General features: G+C 67.3%; 19 protein-coding genes. 18 read left to right on the top strand and 1 reads right to left on the bottom strand.

The window, feature by feature from the left end:
* The first annotated feature begins 49 nt into the window (after positions 1-49).
* The 18 genes from hemN (at position 50) to ureG (ending at position 16,766) form a co-directional block, all read left to right on the top strand.
* Positions 50-1,441 carry an oxygen-independent coproporphyrinogen III oxidase gene (gene hemN / locus VK92_RS20315; RefSeq protein WP_027788157.1) on the top strand — a complete coding sequence of 464 codons (1,392 nt, stop codon included), beginning with the start codon at positions 50-52 and terminating at the stop codon, positions 1,439-1,441.
* Positions 1,442-1,511: 70 nt separating this feature from the next.
* Positions 1,512-1,769: a hypothetical protein gene (locus VK92_RS20310; protein WP_021157053.1), complete on the top strand. Its 258-nt coding sequence runs from the start codon at positions 1,512-1,514 to the stop codon at positions 1,767-1,769.
* Between the two features lie 104 nt (positions 1,770-1,873).
* Positions 1,874-2,530 (top strand): protein-L-isoaspartate O-methyltransferase family protein, encoded by a 657-nt coding sequence (locus VK92_RS20305; protein ID WP_021157052.1) that lies wholly within the window; start codon positions 1,874-1,876, stop codon positions 2,528-2,530.
* A gap of 14 nt (positions 2,531-2,544) precedes the next feature.
* The gene (locus VK92_RS20300; RefSeq protein WP_011351193.1) at positions 2,545-2,868 is read left to right on the top strand and encodes a rhodanese-like domain-containing protein; all 324 of its coding nucleotides are present in this window, start codon (positions 2,545-2,547) and stop codon (positions 2,866-2,868) included.
* A gap of 431 nt (positions 2,869-3,299) precedes the next feature.
* The gene (gene urtA, locus VK92_RS20295; RefSeq protein WP_021157051.1) at positions 3,300-4,607 is read left to right on the top strand and encodes an urea ABC transporter substrate-binding protein; all 1,308 of its coding nucleotides are present in this window, start codon (positions 3,300-3,302) and stop codon (positions 4,605-4,607) included.
* A 139-nt stretch (positions 4,608-4,746) separates the two neighbouring features.
* The gene (gene urtB, locus VK92_RS20290) at positions 4,747-6,366 is read left to right on the top strand and encodes an urea ABC transporter permease subunit UrtB (protein ID WP_048024223.1); all 1,620 of its coding nucleotides are present in this window, start codon (positions 4,747-4,749) and stop codon (positions 6,364-6,366) included.
* A 1-nt stretch (position 6,367) separates the two neighbouring features.
* On the top strand, positions 6,368-7,555 hold the full coding sequence (gene urtC, locus VK92_RS20285; RefSeq protein ID WP_048024225.1) for an urea ABC transporter permease subunit UrtC: 1,188 nt from the start codon (positions 6,368-6,370) through the stop codon (positions 7,553-7,555).
* Complete coding sequence (gene urtD, locus VK92_RS20280) at positions 7,552-8,409, top strand: urea ABC transporter ATP-binding protein UrtD (protein ID WP_021161914.1); 858 nt, start codon at positions 7,552-7,554, stop codon at positions 8,407-8,409. The genes urtC and urtD overlap by 4 nt, the downstream gene beginning before the upstream one ends.
* Positions 8,410-8,413: 4 nt before the next feature.
* Positions 8,414-9,106, top strand: coding sequence for an urea ABC transporter ATP-binding subunit UrtE (gene urtE / locus VK92_RS20275; RefSeq protein ID WP_048024226.1), 693 nt, complete (start codon positions 8,414-8,416; stop codon positions 9,104-9,106).
* A 266-nt stretch (positions 9,107-9,372) separates the two neighbouring features.
* Positions 9,373-10,104 (top strand): type IV toxin-antitoxin system AbiEi family antitoxin domain-containing protein, encoded by a 732-nt coding sequence (locus VK92_RS20270; protein WP_048024228.1) that lies wholly within the window; start codon positions 9,373-9,375, stop codon positions 10,102-10,104.
* Complete coding sequence (locus VK92_RS20265) at positions 10,104-11,096, top strand: nucleotidyl transferase AbiEii/AbiGii toxin family protein (RefSeq protein ID WP_048024230.1); 993 nt, start codon at positions 10,104-10,106, stop codon at positions 11,094-11,096. The genes VK92_RS20270 and VK92_RS20265 overlap by 1 nt, the downstream gene beginning before the upstream one ends.
* 223 nt (positions 11,097-11,319) lie before the next feature.
* A complete protein-coding gene (locus tag VK92_RS20260) occupies positions 11,320-12,195 on the top strand; it encodes an urease accessory protein UreD (protein WP_048024232.1) in 876 nt (291 codons plus the stop codon).
* A gap of 236 nt (positions 12,196-12,431) precedes the next feature.
* Positions 12,432-12,734 (top strand): urease subunit gamma, encoded by a 303-nt coding sequence (locus tag VK92_RS20255; protein ID WP_006491064.1) that lies wholly within the window; start codon positions 12,432-12,434, stop codon positions 12,732-12,734.
* A gap of 8 nt (positions 12,735-12,742) precedes the next feature.
* The gene (locus VK92_RS20250; protein ID WP_021161917.1) at positions 12,743-13,048 is read left to right on the top strand and encodes an urease subunit beta; all 306 of its coding nucleotides are present in this window, start codon (positions 12,743-12,745) and stop codon (positions 13,046-13,048) included.
* Positions 13,049-13,076: 28 nt separating this feature from the next.
* Entirely contained in the window at positions 13,077-14,783 is a 1,707-nt protein-coding gene (gene ureC, locus VK92_RS20245) for an urease subunit alpha (protein WP_021161918.1), read from the top strand.
* Between the two features lie 24 nt (positions 14,784-14,807).
* The gene (ureE, locus tag VK92_RS20240; protein WP_048024234.1) at positions 14,808-15,437 is read left to right on the top strand and encodes an urease accessory protein UreE; all 630 of its coding nucleotides are present in this window, start codon (positions 14,808-14,810) and stop codon (positions 15,435-15,437) included.
* The gene (locus VK92_RS20235; RefSeq protein ID WP_048024236.1) at positions 15,424-16,104 is read left to right on the top strand and encodes an urease accessory protein UreF; all 681 of its coding nucleotides are present in this window, start codon (positions 15,424-15,426) and stop codon (positions 16,102-16,104) included. Before ureE ends, VK92_RS20235 begins: the two co-directional genes overlap by 14 nt.
* A 14-nt stretch (positions 16,105-16,118) precedes the next feature.
* Complete coding sequence (gene ureG / locus VK92_RS20230; protein ID WP_027788168.1) at positions 16,119-16,766, top strand: urease accessory protein UreG; 648 nt, start codon at positions 16,119-16,121, stop codon at positions 16,764-16,766.
* A gap of 68 nt (positions 16,767-16,834) precedes the next feature.
* On the opposite strand, the gene waaA is transcribed toward ureG, so the two are convergent.
* Positions 16,835-18,193: a lipid IV(A) 3-deoxy-D-manno-octulosonic acid transferase gene (gene waaA, locus VK92_RS20225; RefSeq protein WP_048024238.1), complete on the bottom strand. Its 1,359-nt coding sequence runs from the start codon at positions 18,191-18,193 to the stop codon at positions 16,835-16,837.
* Positions 18,194-18,219 lie beyond the last annotated feature (26 nt).

Here is an 18,219-nt window from a genome sequence, read left to right as displayed (position 1 = left end):
CAATCGCGCGTTTATATACTCGAAAGCATCTAAAAAGCGCGAGACCCTCATGCGTTCCGGTTCTGCCGACTCAATGTTCCGTCCCGATTTGCTCGCGAAATACGGCGCGAACGGACCGCGCTATACGTCGTACCCCACCGCGCTGCAGTTCCGCGACGATTTCGACCCGGCCGACTACCTGCGCGCGGCGAGCGACCCCGGCGCCTCGTCGAGCGAGCTGTCGCTGTACTTCCACATCCCGTTCTGCAACACCGCGTGCTTCTACTGCGGCTGCAACAAGATCGCGACCAACAACCGCCGCCGCGCGCGCCCGTATCTCGAGCAGCTCAAGCGCGAGATGGCGCTGCAGGCCGCGCTGTTCGATCCCGCACGCCCGGTCACCCAGCTGCACTGGGGCGGCGGCACGCCCACCTTCCTGTCCGACGACGAAACGGCCGAGCTGATGGCGGCCACGCGCGAGCACTTCGCGCTCGCGCCGGATGCCGACGCCGAATTCTCGATCGAGATCGATCCGCGCACGGTCACGCCCGCCACGCTCGTCCACCTGCGCAATATCGGCTTCAACCGGCTGAGCCTCGGCGTGCAGGATTTCGACCCGGCCGTGCAACAGGCGATCAACCGTGTCCAGCCGCGCGCGATGACGGCCGACCTGCTCTCCGCCGCGCGCACGACGGGGTTTCATTCGGTGAGCGTCGACCTGATTTACGGGCTGCCGCACCAGACCGTTGCCGTCTTCGCGCGCACGCTGGAAACGATCATCGAACTCGCGCCCGACCGGCTGTCGGTGTTCGGCTACGCGCACATGCCGCACCTGTTCAAGATGCAGCGGCAGATCGACGATGCGACGCTGCCGCCGCCGGAAACGCGCATCGCGCTGCTCGGCCTCGCGATCGACATGCTGACGTCGGCCGGCTACGTGTACATCGGGATGGATCACTTCGCGCGGCCGTCCGACGAACTCGTGCGCGCGCAGCGCAACGGCACGCTGCAACGCAATTTCCAGGGCTACAGCACGCGCGCGGATACCGATCTCGTCGGTTTCGGCGTGTCGTCGATCGGCAAGGTCGGCGACGTCTACGCGCAGAACGCGAAGGACCTGCCCGCCTACGGCGCCGCGCTCGACGCGGGCCGGCTGCCGATCGCGCGCGGCGTACGGCTCACGCCCGACGACCGGCTGCGCCGCGACGTGATCACGCAGCTGATGTGCAACCTCGAACTGCCGTTCTCGCATGTCGAGGCCGCACACGGCATCCGCTTCGCCGATCATTTCGCGCGCGAACTCGACGCGCTGCGCCCGTTCGAGCGCGACGGGCTGCTGACGATCGCGGGCGACCGCCTGACGATCCATCCGGCGGGCCGGATGGTCGTGCGCAACATCGCGATGGCGTTCGACGCGTACCTCGGGCAAACGCAGCAGCAACGGTATTCACGCACGGTCTAGGGTCGGCCGGGCGCATGCGGGCGGCCGGTTTGATACAGTGTGGGGCTTACGCCCCGCCAGAATCCGCAAGATGCGCACCACCAAAGCGACCCACGCGGTCGAACGCCTGAAGACCCGCTCCGGCAACCCGCATTTCGCGGCCGTCGCAATGGCGGGCGGCCTGTTCTATCTCGTCGACCGCTCGGGCGGCACCGCCGAAAAGCGCTGCGAGCCGCTGCCGCTCGACGAGTTCGTCAAGTTCGTCGACGAATTCGGCCCCAAAAAGCCGCGCAAGGCGAGCAAGCTCGACCTCGCCTTCGAGGCGCAGATCAGGAAGAGCAAGGGGTAAAGGTCAGTTGCAGGCCGCCTGAAGGCTTCGCGGCCGCCCCGTTTGGTACAATCACGAAGTTTCTCTATCCCCGCTGATGGCCGACCAGGCTGCGTGACCACACCATGAATATCGAAAACGCGCGTTTCAACATGATCGAACAACAGATCCGGCCGTGGGACGTGCTGGATCTCGACGTCCTGGGCCTGCTGTCGATCGTCAAGCGTGAAAACTACGTTCCGGCCGAATACCGCGATCTCGCGTTCGCCGACCTCGAACTGCCGCTGCCGGGCGGCACCAGCAAGATGCTGTTCCCGCGCGTCGAAGCGCGCGTGCTGCAGGAGCTGGCCGTCAAGAAGCACGAGAACGTGCTCGTGATCGGCGCCGGTTCGGGCTACCTGGCCGCGCTGTTCGCGCATCGCGCCCGGCACGTGACGGCCGTCGAGATCGATCCGGCCATCGCGAAGTTCGCGGAAGACAACCTGCGCAACGACGGCGTGACCAACGCGGAAGTCGTCCTCGGCGACGGTTCGCGCGGCTGGGCCGGCAAGGCGCCGTACGACGTGATCTGCGTCGCGGGCGGCCTGCCCGTCGTGCCGCAGGAAATGCTCGAGCAACTGAAGGTCGGCGGCCGCCTGTCGGCATTCGTCGGCGGCCGTCCGGTGATGAAGGCGCAGATCATCACGCGCATCGACGACAAGCAGTACCGCGTCGCCGACGTGTTCGAAACCTACATCGACCACCTCGTCAACGCGATCGAGCCGTCGCGCTTCAAGTTCTGAGCAGCGGAGCCTCCATGCAGATCCTGACCGCCGCGATGCTCGCGGAATGGCTCGGCGACAAGGCGCGCCCCGCGCCGGTCGTGCTCGACGTGCGTGAACCGTGGGAAATCGCGACCGCGCACATCGCCGGCAGCGTGTCGATCCCGATGCAGCAGATTCCCGCGCGCAGCGAAGAACTCGACGACGAAGCGGAAATCGTCTGCGTGTGCCATCACGGGATGCGCAGCGCGCAGGTCGCGATGTTCCTCGAGTCGCGCGGCTTCACGAAGCTGTACAACCTGCAAGGCGGGATCGACGCGTGGTCGCGCGACGTCGATCCGTCCGTCCCGCGCTACTGATCCCGCCGGTGGCGCATCGCGCGCCGCCGCACCGGCCGGCACATCGCTGCCGGTCATACCGACCCGCCGAACGGGCGCGCATGGCGCGCCCGTTTTTCTTTCCCGCTCCGGTTCGTCTCGGCGTCGTCTGACCTGCGACGGTACCGCGCCGCCCCACCCCGCTTGGCGTGAAGTCATGGTGCACGACCGTTCCCGCACCGCACGCAGGCACCGGAACGGGGAACCCCGACCGTGCACCATTTCCGCCCGCGACCCTGCACCGCGACGGACCGCGCATGCTGCACGACGCGTCATGTGCCCCGTCCCGGCGCCCCACCCTGCCCCGCGCAGGCACGCCGGGCGTGCATCCGCACGACTGGCACATGCCTTGCGTTATCTGTTGGCCGACGCCGTCAAGGCGCACGCATATCCAACACGTCAAGGGGAACCCGATGAAACGTCGCAGTCTGTTGAAGTTCGGTTCGATGGCCGGCGCGCTTGCGCTCGCGGGCAAGAGCCCGTTCGCGCACGCGGCCGATGCGGGCACCGGCCCGATCAAGGTCGGCATCCTGCACTCGCTGTCGGGCACGATGGCGATCTCGGAGACGTCGCTGAAGGACACCGCGCTGATGACGATCGCCGACATCAACAAGAGCGGCGGCGTGATGGGCCGCAAGCTCGAGCCCGTGGTGGTCGATCCCGCGTCGAACTGGCCGCTGTTCGCCGAGAAGGCGCGCCAGCTGCTCACGCAGGACAAGGTCGCGTGCGTGTTCGGCTGCTGGACGTCGGTGTCGCGCAAGTCGGTGCTGCCGGTGTTCGAGGAGCTGAACGGGCTGCTCTACTACCCGGTGCAGTACGAAGGCGAGGAAATGTCGCGCAACGTGTTCTATACGGGCGCGGCGCCGAACCAGCAGGCGATCCCGGCCGTCGAGTACCTGATGGGCGCGGAAGGCGGCAGCGCGAAGCGCTTCTTCCTGCTCGGCACCGACTACGTGTATCCGCGCACGACCAACAAGATCCTGCGCGCGTTCCTGAAATCGAAGGGCGTGAAGGACGCCGACATTCAGGAGGTCTACACGCCGTTCGGCCACAGCGATTACCAGACCATCGTCGCGAACATCAAGAACTTCTCGCAGGGCGGCAAGACGACCGTGATCTCGACGATCAACGGCGACTCGAACGTGCCGTTCTACAAGGAGCTCGGCAACCAGGGGATCAAGGCGACCGACGTGCCGGTCGTCGCGTTCTCGGTCGGCGAGGAGGAACTGCGCGGGATCGACACGAAGCCGCTCGTCGGCCACCTCGCCGCGTGGAATTACTTCATGTCGGTGAAGAACCCGACCAACACGAAGTTCAAGGACCAGTTCGCCGCATGGGTGAAGGCGAACAACCTGCCGGGCGGCGCGAAGCGCGTGACCAACGACCCGATGGAGGCGACCTATGTGGGCATCCACATGTGGAAGCAGGCCGTCGAGAAGGCGAAGAGCACCGACGTCGACAAGGTGCGTGTCGCGATGATCGGCCAGACGGTCGCCGCGCCGTCGGGCTTCACGCTCGCGATGGACGGCAACCATCACCTGCACAAGCCGGTGATGATCGGCGAGATCCGCGGCGACGGGCAGTTCAACGTCGTGTGGAAGACGAAGACGGCCGTGCGCGCGCAGCCGTGGAGCCCGTACATCGCGGGTAACCAGGGCAAGCCGGACATCGTCACGTCGATCCCGGCGTTCCTGCGCCGGCAGCGCACGGCGCTCGCCTGACGCGACGCGGGGCGTCGCGCACCGGCGCGATGCTCCGCCCGCTTGCAGGCGCCGATGCCCCGGGCGCGCTTGCCGACGCACCGCAAGCGCCCGCGCATCGCCGCCCGCATCCGCCTTCCACGCCCGACAGGATTTCCCGATGCCTACACGCTTTCGCCGAGCCGCCGTCGCGATCGTCGCGTGCGCCGCCCTCGCGGGCGGGCTGCCGCGCGCCGCGTTCGCGCTGACGGCTGCCGATACCGCCGCGCTCGCCGGCGACGACTTCGACGCGAAGACGGCCGCGATCGAACGGCTCGCCGCCGATCCCGATCCGCGCGCCGTCGCGTTGCTCAACGCGCTGTCGAGCGGCGACGCGCTCGCGACCGGCGACGGCCGCCTGCTGATCCAGTCCGGCGACACCGCACACGACGCGCTCTCGCAGGCCGCGACGCCGGCCGGCGACGCGCAGCCCGTGATGCTGAACAACCTGCTGCGCACGAAAATCGCGGGCGCGCTGTCAGGGCTCGCGCTCGCGTCGCCCGACGTCGCCGCGCGCCGCGACGCGATCGATGCGCTGCTGAAGTCGCCCGACGCGGCACTCAAGCCGATGATCGACCGCGCCCGTGCGAAGGAAACCGATCCCGCGCTGAAGCGCCGCCTCGATGCATTGTGGGCGATCGCCGCGCTGCACGACGCCGATCCGGCGAAGCGCCTCGAAGCCGTGCAGGTCGTGGCCGCGCGCAGCGATCTCGACATGATCGAGCAGTTGCGCCCGCTCGTCGCGAAGAATGCCGACGGCAGCTACGCGGAGCCCGACGCGCGTGTGCGCGACGCCGCCCAGCAAGGGCTCGACGCATTGCACTCGCTGCAGCGCCGCGGCGAGATCGCGGGCACGCTGTTCGCGGGGCTGTCGCTCGGCAGCGTGCTGCTGCTCGCCGCACTCGGCCTCGCGATCACGTACGGGCTGATCGGCGTGATCAACATGGCGCACGGCGAATTCCTGATGATCGGTGCGTACGCAACCTATGTCGTGCAGACGCTGATCCAGCGCTACGCACCCGGCGCGTTCGACTGGTATCCGCTCGTCGCCGTGCCGGTGTCGTTCGTGACGGCCGCGCTCGTCGGCATCGTGCTCGAACGGCTCGTGCTGCGGCACCTGTACGGCCGCCCGCTCGAGACCCTGCTCGCCACCTTCGGCGTGAGCCTGATCCTGATCCAGGCGACGCGGATGCTGTTCGGCGCGCAGAACGTGCAGGTCGTGAACCCGTCGTGGATGAGCGGCGGCGTGACGGTGATGCAGAACCTGATCCTGCCGTACAACCGCCTCGTGATCCTCGCGTTCGCGCTCGCGGTGGTATTCGTCGCGTGGGCCGTGCTGACGAAGACGCGCCTTGGCCTGTTCGTGCGCGCGGTCACGCAGAACCGCCGGATGGCCGCGTGCGTCGGCGTGAAAACCGCACGCGTCGACGCGTACGCATTCGCGTTCGGCGCCGGCATCGCGGGCCTCGGCGGCTGCGCGCTGTCGCAGATCGGCAATGTCGGCCCCGACCTCGGCCAGAACTACATCATCGATTCGTTCATGGCCGTCGTGCTCGGCGGTGTCGGGCAGATCGCCGGCACCGTGCTCGGCGGTTTCGGGCTCGGCCTCGTCAGCAAGGCGATCGAGCCGTTCTGGGGCGCCGTGCTTGCGAAGATCGCGGTGCTCGTGATGATCGTGCTGTTCATCCAGAAGCGTCCGCAGGGCATGTTCGCCCCGAAGGGCCGCAGCGCGGAGGCGTGACATGACTTCAATCACCGATTCGTTGTCGAAGCCGCTCGCCGACGCGCCGAAGCCCGCCGCCGCCGCGCGTGCGGAGAACGGTTTCGCGCTCGGCCTGCCGCCCCGCCCCGCGCTGCTGTCGCGCCGCGCGTGGCTCGCGCTGATCGCGCTGTGCATCGCGATCGGCATCGGCGTGCCGCTCGCCGCGCTGGTCGCGCCCGAGTCGAGCGCGTTCCATCTGTCCGCGTATGCGATGACACTCGCCGGCAAGCTGATGTGCTACGCGATCGCCGCGCTCGCGCTCGATCTCGTGTGGGGCTACTGCGGCATCCTGAGCCTCGGCCACGGGCTGTTCTTCGCGCTCGGCGGTTATGCGATCGGCATGTACCTGATGCGCGAGATCGGCCGCGACGGCAAGTACGGCAGCGACCTGCCCGACTTCATGGTGTTTCTCGACTGGCACCAGTTGCCGTGGTACTGGAGCGGCACGCAGCATCTCGCGTGGGCGCTCGCGCTCGTCGTGCTCGTGCCGGCCGTGCTCGCCTGGGTGTTCGGCTTCTTCACGTTCCGCTCGCGCGTGAAAGGCGTGTACCTGTCGATCATCACGCAGGCGCTGACGTTCGCCGCGATGCTGCTGTTCTTTCGCAACGAGACGGGCTTCGGCGGCAACAACGGCTTCACCGACTTCAAGCGCATCGCGGGCTTCGCGATCACGTCGCCCGGCACGCGCACGGTGCTGTTGCTGCTGACGTTCGCGACGCTCGTGCTCGCGTTCATCGCCGCGCGCGCGATCGTCACCAGCAAGCTCGGGCGTGTGGTCACCGCAGTGCGCGACGGCGAGACGCGGCTGATGTTCCTCGGCTACAGCCCGCTCGCGTACAAGCTGTTCGTGTGGACCGTGTCGGCCGTGCTGTGCGGCATCGCCGGCGCGCTGTACGTGCCGCAGGTCGGCATCATCAACCCTGGCGAGATGTCGCCCGGCAACTCGATCGAAATGGCGATCTGGGTCGCGGTGGGCGGGCGCGGCACGCTGATCGGGCCGATCGTCGGTGCGTTCGCGGTGAACGGCGCGAAGAGTTTCTTCACCGCGTACTTCGCCGAATACTGGCTGTTCTTCCTCGGCCTGATCTTCGTGCTCGTGCCGCTGCTGCTGCCGCGCGGGATCATGGGCCTCGTCGAAACCGTGCTCGCGAAGGGGAAACGTGCATGAACGGAACGGCCCTCTACCAGTTCACGCCGCCGCCCGAGGACGAGCTGCTCGCCGTCAGCGGCACCGCATCGATGGGACGCGTGGTGCCGCCGGGCATCGACACGTCGCACGGCACGATCCTCTACCTCGAGGATATCGAGGTGAGCTTCGACGGCTTCCGCGCGCTGAAAAAGCTGTCGCTCGCGATCGACGCGGGCGAGCTGCGCTGCGTGATCGGCCCGAACGGTGCGGGCAAGACGACGATGATGGACGTGATCACCGGCAAGACGCGCCCCGATGCGGGCAAGGTGTTTCTCGGCCAGACCATCGATCTCGCGCGAATGAACGAGCCGGAGATCGCGCGCGCGGGCATCGGCCGCAAGTTCCAGAAGCCGACCGTGTTCGAGCAGCATCCGGTGTGGGAAAACCTCGAACTCGCGATGCAGACCGACAAGGGCTGGCTCGCGTCGCTGCGCGCGCGGCTCGACCGCACTGCGCAGGCGAAGATCGAGGAGACGCTCGCGCTGATCGGCCTCGAAAGCGACGCGTATCGCGCGGCGGGCGAGCTGTCGCACGGGCAGAAGCAGCGGCTCGAGATCGGCATGCTGCTGATGCAGCGCCCTGCGTTGCTGCTGCTCGACGAACCGGCGGCCGGGATGACCGACCACGAGACGATGGAGCTCGCCGAGCTGCTGAACACGCTGCGCGGCACCTGCTCGATGATGGTCGTCGAGCATGACATGGAATTCGTCGCGGCGCTCGCGGGCGAATCGGGCCGCGTGACGGTGATGGCCGAAGGCGCGGTCCTCGCGCAAGGCACCCTCGACCAGGTCAAGCGCGACGACGCGGTGATCGAGTCTTATCTCGGACGTTGATGCGATGCTGAAGATCGAAGCACTGAACCAGTACTACGGCGGCAGCCATATCCTGCGCAACGTGAGCCTCGCCGCCGACGACGGCAAGCTCACCGTGCTGCTCGGCCGCAACGGCGTCGGCAAGAGCACGCTGCTGCGCTGCCTGATGGGCGTCGTTGCCGCGAAAAGCGGCAGCGTGTCGTGGCGCGGCACCGCGCTCGGCGCGATGCCGCCGTATGCGCGCGTCGCGGCCGGGCTCGCGTACGTGCCGCAGGGCCGCGACATCTTTCCGCGGCTCACCGTCGAGGAGAACCTGCTCGTCGGCGCGGCGAGCCGCAAGGCGCCGTCGAAAGTACCCGACCGCATCTACGACCTGTTCCCGGTGCTGAAGGACATGCGCGCGCGGCGCGGCGGCGACCTGTCGGGCGGCCAGCAGCAGCAGCTCGCGATCGGCCGCGTGCTGATGAGCGAGCCGCAGCTGCTGATCCTCGACGAGCCGACCGAAGGCATCCAGCCTTCGATCATCCAGGACATCGGGCGCACGCTGCGCCAGCTCGTCGACGAATCGAAGATGACCGTGCTGCTCGTCGAGCAGTATTACGATTTCGCGCGCTCGATCGCGGATCGCTACTGGGTGATGAGCCGCGGTGAGATCGTCGCGGGGGGCGACGCGCGGGACATGGAGACGAACGGCGTGCGCGAGTTGATCGCAGTGTGATGGACACCGGCTGGCCATCCTGCTGCCGGCAATCAGGTCTTTTTATTCAGACCCTTATTATTTGAGCGTTGAATATTTTCGGATTATCAAATAAACAGCGCATTTCTCGCATGCAGTCAACGTGTCGGCCGGATCATGTCCTTCCCGAGGCGTGGCTTGAGGCGTGACGGGATCCGGTGAATCTGGCGCGATAGCGTTATAAAATTGCAGATAATCAAACATACTCTATATATACTGCAATCAGACAACGCTCCGATCACGCCACGATGAGCAATAAAACAGTCCAGCGGTTGATGCAGGAGACCCTGCGCGGTTACCCCATCGATTCTGCAATGCTTCGAAACATGGGCGTGAGCGCGGCTTTGGCGTCACATATGGTCAAGTCCGGCTGGCTGCAACGCCTTTCGAAAGGTACCTACCTGCTGACCGGCGACACGCCCTCTCGGGACGGCATCATCGCGCATCTTGGCCGACGCGTCCCCGGCATCCACGTCGGCGGCAAAACAGCCCTCGCCTGGCAAGGCGTTCGCCACAACATCGCATTCAAAGAGAAAGTCATTCTCTGGGGCCCGAGACCCTATCGCATCCCCTCATGGGTCGCGGAGCACATGCACTACACGTACCAGACCACTGCGTTGTTCGACGAATCGTTGCCCTATTCGTTCGGGCTGACGCAGCTTCCCGCCGGGGGACCCGACGTGCTTGTTTCCGTGCCGGAGCGAGCCATACTGGAGCTTGCAAGCGACATCGGAAAAGGACAGTCATTAGAGGAAGCATCCAACCTGGTGATCGGATTGCGCAACCTGCGCGTCAAAACGCTGGACGTACTTCTACATCACTGTACGAGCGTGAAGGTAGTACGACTGGTGCGGGACCTTGGACAAGGTGCGGATTTTCCGTGGGCACGAGAACTCCAGAAGCACGTCAACCGTCTCGGCGAAGGCACGCGATGGTCGAACAAGATGAAAAACGGCAAGCGACTCACACTCAAACCGTGATGAACCAGACCTACGTAGACACCGTCCGGCTGATGCTCTCGATTGCACCGATCGTCTTCGACACGCCGCGCTTCGCGATGAAGGGCGGTACCGCACTCAACCTCTTTCTCCATGACATGCCACGTCTGTCGGTCGATATCGATGTCGTGTTCACCGATCGAGGCCTGAACCGCGAAGAAGCGCTCGATGCGATCGACCAGGAGCTGGATCGAACCCGGAAGCAAATCGAGGCCGAGGGACATGCGACGGAGTTCTCGGCCGCCTCGTCGTCCGGGAAAGCGAAGGGCGACGACGTGAAGCTCGTCGTCATTTCCGGCGCGACCGCCGTCAAGGTCGAGGTCAACTACATATTCCGGGGCACATTACTCGACCCCGTCAGGCGCCTCCTCACGAAGCAAGCCGAGGACACCTTCAGCACCAGCGTCGAAGTCCCGACGCTTCACGACGCGGAGCTCTATGGCAGCAAGCTGGTGGCCGCATTGGACCGCCAGCATCCGCGCGATCTTTTCGATGTGATGCATATGTATGCGCACCACGGGTTGCGCCCGGATATCGTGGATGCGTTCGTGGGCTATCTGTCCGGGCATAACAGACCGATTCACGAAGTGTTGTTTGGACCGAAGCACTCGATGGCAGAGGCCTATGACTCCGATTTCGTCGGCATGACGGTCGAACCCGTCGACCTGGCGGTGCTCGAAACAACTCAAGAACGGCTCCATCGGGAACTACCCGCATCGCTCACGGAGAATCATCGTCGATTCCTGATATCGCTGGTCCGGGCCGAGCCGGACTGGTCCTTGATGCCATACGCGCATCTGCGCGAGTTGCCGGCCCTGAGATGGAAGCTCATCAACCTCGAGAATCTCAAAAAGAAAAAGCCGGAGGTGTTCGCACAGCAGGAGTCGGCGCTCCGCGAGAAATTCGCCGCGCTGGACAGCGAACACGCGTCAGCCGACACGGAGACCGACACCATGCCACCGAGCCAGGCGTAAACGCGCCAGCAGCGTGCAACCATTCTCGCGTCGCTCGGGCCCGTCGCACTGCTCTGACGCTCCACGGCATGGCGCGCCATCGGACATGTACGGCCATGCTTGTCACGCAGAAGATTGGGGATTCGACCCAACCCGGCGCTTTCAATGAACGCCGCATCTGCATTATTGTTCCGGTAGCATCCACGTTCTTCGCACCCGCTTCCTCGTTTCCCGTTCGCCGCCGATGTCCGCCCCCGATTCGCATGCCTCGCTGTCCCGCCCCGCCGTCGCCAAGTCGTGGCGCGGCCGCCTCGAACTCGGCTTCGAGCGGCACGGCGCACGCACGACGCTCGCGCACCGGCTGCACGACGGCCCGTTGCGCGTGCAGCGGCCGCTGTATCCGGAAGGCGACGCGATCTGCCACGCGGTGATCGTGCACCCACCGGGCGGCGTCGCGGGCGGCGACCGGCTCGACATCGACATCGCGCTCGGCGACGGCACGCACGCGGTCCTGACAACGCCCGGCGCGACCAAGTGGTACAAGTCGAACGGTCTCGATGCGACGCAGCGCATCGGCATCGCGATCGGCGCTCACGCGAGGCTCGACTGGCTGCCGCAGAACAACCTGTTCTTCGACGCGGCGCACGCCGCGCTCGACTTCAAGGTGACGCTCGGCAACGGCGCAAGTGCGATCGGCTGGGACGCGACGCAGCTCGGCCGGCAGGCGGCAGGCGAAACGTGGTCGGCGGGACGCATCGCGTCGACGTCGGCGCTCGTCGATGCCGACGGCCGGCCGCTGTGGACCGAACGCGCGCTGCTCGACGCGCACGATCCGCTGCGCGGTGCGCTGCAGGGCCTCGCCGGCTTTCCGGTATACGGCACGTTGTGGGCCGCCGGCGCCGCATGCGACGCCGCGCTCGCCGAATCGCTCGCCGCGCGCATGCCGTTCGACGACACGCTGCGCGCCGGCGCGACCTGCGTGACGCCCGGCGTCGTGCTGGTGCGCGCGCTGTCGACGTCGATGGAAGCGCTGCAGCGCCACTTCACCGACTGCTGGCTGTATCTGCGGCCGATCGTGCACGGCGTCGACGCACGGCCGCTGCGCCTCTGGCAAACCTGAGCACGGTCGCACCACGCACCGTTTCGATGCAGCGCCACGGCCGACGCTGCACGTTGCCCATGCATCGCGCACCAGGAACGCGCATCGCGCCGCGTTCCATGCACATGGCACGCGCCTTGCTGCTTACATAACCGATACACGACGCACGCAAAACGGCGCGGTGCTACGATGACCCGCGCGTTCGCCCTGTCGCCCACGCACCGATAAAAATTACGTTTTACTGAACGTTTGCCTTCATGAAACTGACTCCCCGAGAGAAGGACAAGCTGCTGATCTTCACGGCGGCGCTGCTGGCCGAGCGCCGACGCGCACGCGGCCTGAAGCTCAACTATCCGGAGGCAGTCGCCTTCATCACCGCCGCGCTGATGGAAGCCGCGCGCGACGGCAGGACGGTCGCCGAGGTGATGCATTACGGCACGACGCTGCTCACGCGCGACGACGTGATGGACGGCGTGCCGGAGATGATTCCCGACATCCAGGTCGAGGCGACCTTCCCCGACGGCACGAAGCTCGTGACCGTCCATCACCCGATTCCGTGAGGCCCCGCATGATCCCCGGCGAAATCCTCACCGACGACGGCGAACACGAACTGAACGCGGGCCGCGCGACGCTCGCGCTCGTCGTCGCGAACACCGGCGACCGCCCGGTGCAGGTCGGCTCGCACTACCACTTCTTCGAAGTCAACGACGCGCTGTCGTTCGATCGCGCGGCCGCGCGCGGCTTCCGCCTGAACATCGCGGCCGGCACCGCCGTGCGCTTCGAGCCGGGCCAGACGCGCACCGTCGAGCTGGTCGCACTCGCGGGCGATCGTGCCGTCTACGGTTTTCAGGGCAAGGTGATGGGGCCGCTGTAAGCCGCGCCCCGCTCTTCAGGAACAGCACATGACATTACGCTTGAGCCGCCGCGCGTACGCGGAAATGTTCGGGCCGACGACGGGCGACCGCGTCCGGCTCGCCGATACCGAACTGCTGATCGAGATCGAACGCGATTACACGACCTACGGCGAGGAAGTGAAATTCGGCGGCGGGAAGGTGATCCGCGACGGCATGGGCCAGTCGCAGCGCGTGGCCGCCGACGTGCCCGATACGATCATCACGAACGCGGTGATCCTCGATCACTGGGGCATCGTGAAGGCCGACATCGCGATCAAGCACGGCCGCATCGCCGCGATCGGCAAGGCCGGCAATCCCGACATCCAGCCGGGCGTGACGATCGCGATCGGCGCCGCGACCGAAGTGATCGCCGGCGAAGGGCTGATCGTGACGGCCGGCGGCATCGACACGCACATCCACTTCATCAGCCCGCAGCAGATCGACGAGGCGCTCGCGTCGGGCGTCACGACGATGCTCGGCGGCGGCACCGGCCCCGCCACCGGCACCAACGCGACGACCTGCACGCCGGGCCCGTGGCACATGGAGCGGATGCTGCAGGCCGCCGACGGCTGGCCGATCAACCTCGGTTTCCTCGGCAAGGGCAACGCGAGCCTGCCCGAGCCGCTCGTCGAGCAGATCGCGGCCGGCGCGATCGGGCTGAAGCTGCACGAGGACTGGGGCACGACGCCCGCCGCGATCGACAACTGCCTGTCGGTGGCCGACGACACCGACACGCAGGTCGCGATCCACACCGACACGCTGAACGAAGGCGGCTTCGTCGAATCGACGGTCGCCGCGTTCAAGGGCCGTACGATCCACACTTACCACACCGAAGGCGCGGGCGGCGGCCACGCGCCCGACATCCTGAAGGTGTGCGGCGAGGCGAACGTGCTGCCGTCGTCGACCAACCCGACGCGCCCGTACACGATCAACACGCTCGACGAACACCTCGACATGCTGATGGTGTGCCATCACCTCGATCCGTCGATCGCCGAGGATCTCGCGTTCGCCGAATCGCGGATCCGCCGCGAGACGATCGCGGCCGAGGACATCCTGCACGATCTCGGCGCGCTGTCGATGCTGTCGTCCGACTCGCAGGCGATGGGCCGCGTCGGCGAAGTGATCATCCGCACCTGGCAGACCGCGCACAAGATGAAGGTGCAGCGCGGCGCGCTGCCGGAAGACAACGCGCGTAACGACAACTTCCGCGCGAAGCGCTACGTCGCGAAATACACGATCAACCCGGCGCTCACGCACGGCATCGCGCACGAAGTCGGTTCGATCGAACCCGGCAAATGGGCCGACCTCGTGCTGTGGGAACCTGCGTTCTTCGGGATCAAGCCGTCGATGATCCTGAAGGGCGGGATGATCGCCATGGCGCAGATGGGAGACCCGAACGCGTCGATCCCGACGCCGCAGCCGGTCCACTATCGCGAGATGTTCGCGACGCGCGGCGGTGCGCTCGCACGCACGTCGCTGACCTTCGTGTCGCAGATGGCGGCCGATGCCGGTATCGCGGAACGCTACGGCCTCGCGAAGCGGATCGTGCCCGTGCGCAACTGCCGCAACGTGACGAAGGCCGACATGATCCACAACGCATGGCGCCCGTCGATCAGCGTCGATCCCGAAACCTACGACGTGATCGCCGACGGCCAGTTGCTCACCTGCGAGCCGGCCACGGTGCTGCCGATGGCGCAGCGTTATTTCCTGTTCTGATAGCCGGCCTCCGGTTCCTGTTTCATGCGCACCCTCGACAAACGTATCGCCTCGAACGTGAAACTCGCCGCGTCGCTCGTCGCACGCGCGCCGACGCTCACGCTCGCCTATGACGCCCGCTGCAAGAGCCGCCTCGCGGCGACGCTCGACACCGGCGAAGACGTCGCAGTGCTGCTGCCGCGCGGAACGATCCTGCGCGACGGCGACGTGCTCGTCGCCGACGACGGCGCGCTCGTGCGCATCGCCGCGGCCGCCGAAACCGTGCTGCGCGTACGCGCGGCCGATCCGCTCACGCTGATGCGTGCCGCGTATCACCTCGGCAACCGTCATACGCCGGTCGAGATCGGCGACGGCTACCTGAAGCTCGAGGCCGACCCGGTGCTCGCGGACATGCTGCGCCGGCTCGGCACGCAGGTCGAGGAAACGCAGGCGCCGTTCCAGCCGGAAGCCGGCGCGTACGGCGGCGGACACAAGCACGGGCACGATGCGACGTTCGCCGAGGATTACGCGCTTGCGCAGCAGGTGTTCGGCGAGCATCACGGCCATTCACACTCGCACGATCACGATCACGATCACGATCACGATCACGATCACGATCACGATCATCAGCATGGTCCCGGATGCACGCACGGCCACGGCCATGACCACCACTGAACTCGTCGCGCTGCTGCATCTCGCGTCGCCGGCGCTGCCGATCGGCGCGTACAGCTATTCGCAGGGCCTCGAAGCCGCGCTCGACGCGAACCTGATCCACGACGCCGATTCCGCGCGCGACTGGATCGCCAGCGGCCTGACCGACGTGCTCGCGCACGGCGAGCTGCCGTTCCTCGCGCACCAGCTCGCGCGCTGGCACGCGCACGACACGCACGCGCTCGTCGCCGAAAATGCATGGTTCGTCGCGAGCCGCGAATCGGCGGAACTGCGCCGCGAGACCGAACAGATGGGCTGGTCGCTCGCGCAACTGTGCGCGTCGCTCGAATGGGGCGATGCCGCGCGCCGCGCGACGCTCGCGGCGATGTCGCCGATCGCGCTGCCGACCGCATTCGCCTACGCGGCCGCCGCGCACGACGCGGGTGCCGACGCCGTGCTCACCGCGTACGCATTCGGCTGGGTCGAGAACCAGACGTCCGCCGCGCTGAAGGCCGTGCCGCTCGGCCAGCTCGCCGGGCAACGCATCATCGTCGCGCTGCGCGGCGCGATCGACGCGGCCGTACGCCGCGCGCTCGCGACGCCGCCCGACGCCGTCAACACGTTCGCGCCGCAGCTCGGCATCCTGTCCGCACGGCACGAAACCCAGTATTCGCGGTTGTTCCGCTCCTGAACACGACACACGCCATGAACGCACCCGCACCCTCCCCCGCCCGCCGCACGAAGAAACTGCCGCCGCTGCGCGTCGGCATCGGCGGCCCCGTCGGCTCCGGCAAGACCACGCTGCTCGAAATGCTGTGCAAGGCGATGCGCGAGCGCTACGACCTCGTCGCGATCACCAACGACATCTATACGAAGGAAGACCAGCGGCTGCTGACGGTTGCCGGCGCGCTGCCCGAGGAGCGCATCATGGGCGTCGAGACGGGCGGCTGCCCGCACACGGCGATCCGCGAGGATGCGTCGATCAACCTCGAGGCCGTCGACCGGATGCTGTCGCGCTTTCCCGACGCCGACATCGTGTTCATCGAATCGGGCGGCGACAATCTCGCGGCGACCTTCAGCCCCGAGCTGTCGGACCTGACGATCTACGTGATCGACGTCGCGGGCGGCGAGAAGATTCCGCGCAAGGGCGGCCCCGGCATCACGAAGTCCGACCTGCTCGTGATCAACAAGACGGACCTCGCGCCGCTGGTCGGCGCGAACCTCGACGTGATGGCGTCCGACACGAAGAAGATGCGCGGCGAGCGGCCCTACGTGATGACGAACCTGAAGGCGCTCGAAGGCGTCGCGGACGTGATCGCGTTCATCGAGAAGAAGGGCTTGCTGACGGTGTGAGGTGAGCGGCGTGGCGGCGCGCTGCGACGCCGCCACGCGCGCCGGGGCGGCATCGCGCCGCCCGCCGTCTATGCGTCGTCGGCGGCGTCCTGCACGCCCGGCAGCGCATGCGCGCCGGCTTCGGCGGGCGGCAGCAGCGCGGCAAGCACGTCGACCGTGCGCGCGGTCGCGCCGCGGTGACGCGAAGCGAACGCCGCGCCGGCCGCGCCCATCGCGATGCGCCGCGCGTTGTCGGCAAACAGCGCGTCGAGCACGTGCGCGAGATCGAGCGGATCCTCGACCTGCAGTGCCGCGCCGGCCGCGACCGCGTCGGCGGTCGCCTGCGTGAAGTTGAACACGTGCTTCCCGATCAGTACCGGCACGCCGACCGCGCACGCTTCGATCAGGTTCTGTCCGCCGAGCGGCAGCAGGCTGCCGCCGATGAACGCGATGTCGGCGGCCGCGTAATACGCGCCGAGCTCGCCCATCGAATCGCCGAGCAGCACCGTCACGTCGTCCGGCAGCGGCTCGGCGGCCGGACGGCCGGCCGCGAGTGCCGCCGCGTCGGCCGCCCATGCGGAGCGTCGCACGCACTTGAGCCCGTTGCGCCCGACGAGCGCCTCGACCTCGGCGAAACGCTGCGGATGGCGCGGCACGAGCACCAGCAGCGCGCCGGGCGTACGCATCGCGGCGAACGCCTGCAGCACCAGCGCCTCTTCGTTCTCGCGCGTGCTCGCGGCGACCCACACGGGCCGCGCGCCGATCGCGTCGCGCCACGCATGGCCGCGCGCCGCCAGTTCCGGCGGCGTCGTCATGTCGAACTTCAGGTTGCCGAGCACGGTGACGTTGCGCGCGCCGAGCGACGTCAGACGCTCCGCATCGGCCGGGCTCTGCGCGAGCACGCGCGAGAAGCCGCCGAACACGTCGCGCGTCGCTGCGCCGAACTTCGCCGCGCGCCGGAACGAACGCGCGGACATCCGCGCATTGGTCAGCACCAGCGGCACGTCCGCGCGGCGGCACTCGTCGATCAGCGTGGGCCACACCTCGGTTTCCATCACGAGGCCGAGCGTCGGCCGCCACGCATGCAGGAAGCGCCGCACCGCGCCGGGCATGTCGTACGGCAGGTAACAGCGCAGCACGCGATCGCCGAAGATCTGTTCGCCGGTCGCGCGACCGCTCGGCGTCATGTGCGTGAGCAGAATGCGCGCATCGGGACGCGCGCGCATCAGCGCGTCGATCAGCGGCTGCGCGGCGCGCGTCTCGCCGACCGATACCGCATGCACCCAGATCAGCGGCGCGCGGTCGTCGCGCGAGCGGCCCGCCACGTGGCCGAAACGTTCGGCGATGTGCTCGCGATAGCCGCGCTCCTTGCGCGAGCGCACGTAGAGCCGGATGACCGCGGCCGGCGCGACGAGCCACCACAGCGCGCGATAGATCACCCGCAGCATGCGGCGGCCCTCGTGTTGCGTCGAAG

The organism is Burkholderia sp. LK4 (assembly GCF_001043615.1).
GTDB classification, from domain to species: Bacteria; Pseudomonadota; Gammaproteobacteria; order Burkholderiales; family Burkholderiaceae; genus Burkholderia; species Burkholderia cepacia.
This window is presented reverse-complemented; position numbering and strand designations above follow the sequence as displayed.

Coding starts and splice junctions, on each gene's coding strand:
- VK92_RS20250 (WP_021161917.1), top strand. CDS start 12,743: ATGATCCCCGGCGAAATCCTCACCGACGACGGCGAACACGAACTGAAC.
- VK92_RS20265 (WP_048024230.1), top strand. CDS start 10,104: ATGAACCAGACCTACGTAGACACCGTCCGGCTGATGCTCTCGATTGCA.
- ureG (WP_027788168.1), top strand. CDS start 16,119: ATGAACGCACCCGCACCCTCCCCCGCCCGCCGCACGAAGAAACTGCCG.
- urtC (WP_048024225.1), top strand. CDS start 6,368: ATGACTTCAATCACCGATTCGTTGTCGAAGCCGCTCGCCGACGCGCCG.
- urtB (WP_048024223.1), top strand. CDS start 4,747: ATGCCTACACGCTTTCGCCGAGCCGCCGTCGCGATCGTCGCGTGCGCC.
- VK92_RS20260 (WP_048024232.1), top strand. CDS start 11,320: ATGTCCGCCCCCGATTCGCATGCCTCGCTGTCCCGCCCCGCCGTCGCC.
- hemN (WP_027788157.1), top strand. CDS start 50: ATGCGTTCCGGTTCTGCCGACTCAATGTTCCGTCCCGATTTGCTCGCG.
- urtA (WP_021157051.1), top strand. CDS start 3,300: ATGAAACGTCGCAGTCTGTTGAAGTTCGGTTCGATGGCCGGCGCGCTT.
- VK92_RS20270 (WP_048024228.1), top strand. CDS start 9,373: ATGAGCAATAAAACAGTCCAGCGGTTGATGCAGGAGACCCTGCGCGGT.
- ureE (WP_048024234.1), top strand. CDS start 14,808: ATGCGCACCCTCGACAAACGTATCGCCTCGAACGTGAAACTCGCCGCG.
- VK92_RS20310 (WP_021157053.1), top strand. CDS start 1,512: ATGCGCACCACCAAAGCGACCCACGCGGTCGAACGCCTGAAGACCCGC.
- VK92_RS20255 (WP_006491064.1), top strand. CDS start 12,432: ATGAAACTGACTCCCCGAGAGAAGGACAAGCTGCTGATCTTCACGGCG.
- waaA (WP_048024238.1), bottom strand. CDS start 18,193: ATGCTGCGGGTGATCTATCGCGCGCTGTGGTGGCTCGTCGCGCCGGCC.
- urtD (WP_021161914.1), top strand. CDS start 7,552: ATGAACGGAACGGCCCTCTACCAGTTCACGCCGCCGCCCGAGGACGAG.
- VK92_RS20300 (WP_011351193.1), top strand. CDS start 2,545: ATGCAGATCCTGACCGCCGCGATGCTCGCGGAATGGCTCGGCGACAAG.
- ureC (WP_021161918.1), top strand. CDS start 13,077: ATGACATTACGCTTGAGCCGCCGCGCGTACGCGGAAATGTTCGGGCCG.
- VK92_RS20305 (WP_021157052.1), top strand. CDS start 1,874: ATGAATATCGAAAACGCGCGTTTCAACATGATCGAACAACAGATCCGG.
- urtE (WP_048024226.1), top strand. CDS start 8,414: ATGCTGAAGATCGAAGCACTGAACCAGTACTACGGCGGCAGCCATATC.
- VK92_RS20235 (WP_048024236.1), top strand. CDS start 15,424: ATGACCACCACTGAACTCGTCGCGCTGCTGCATCTCGCGTCGCCGGCG.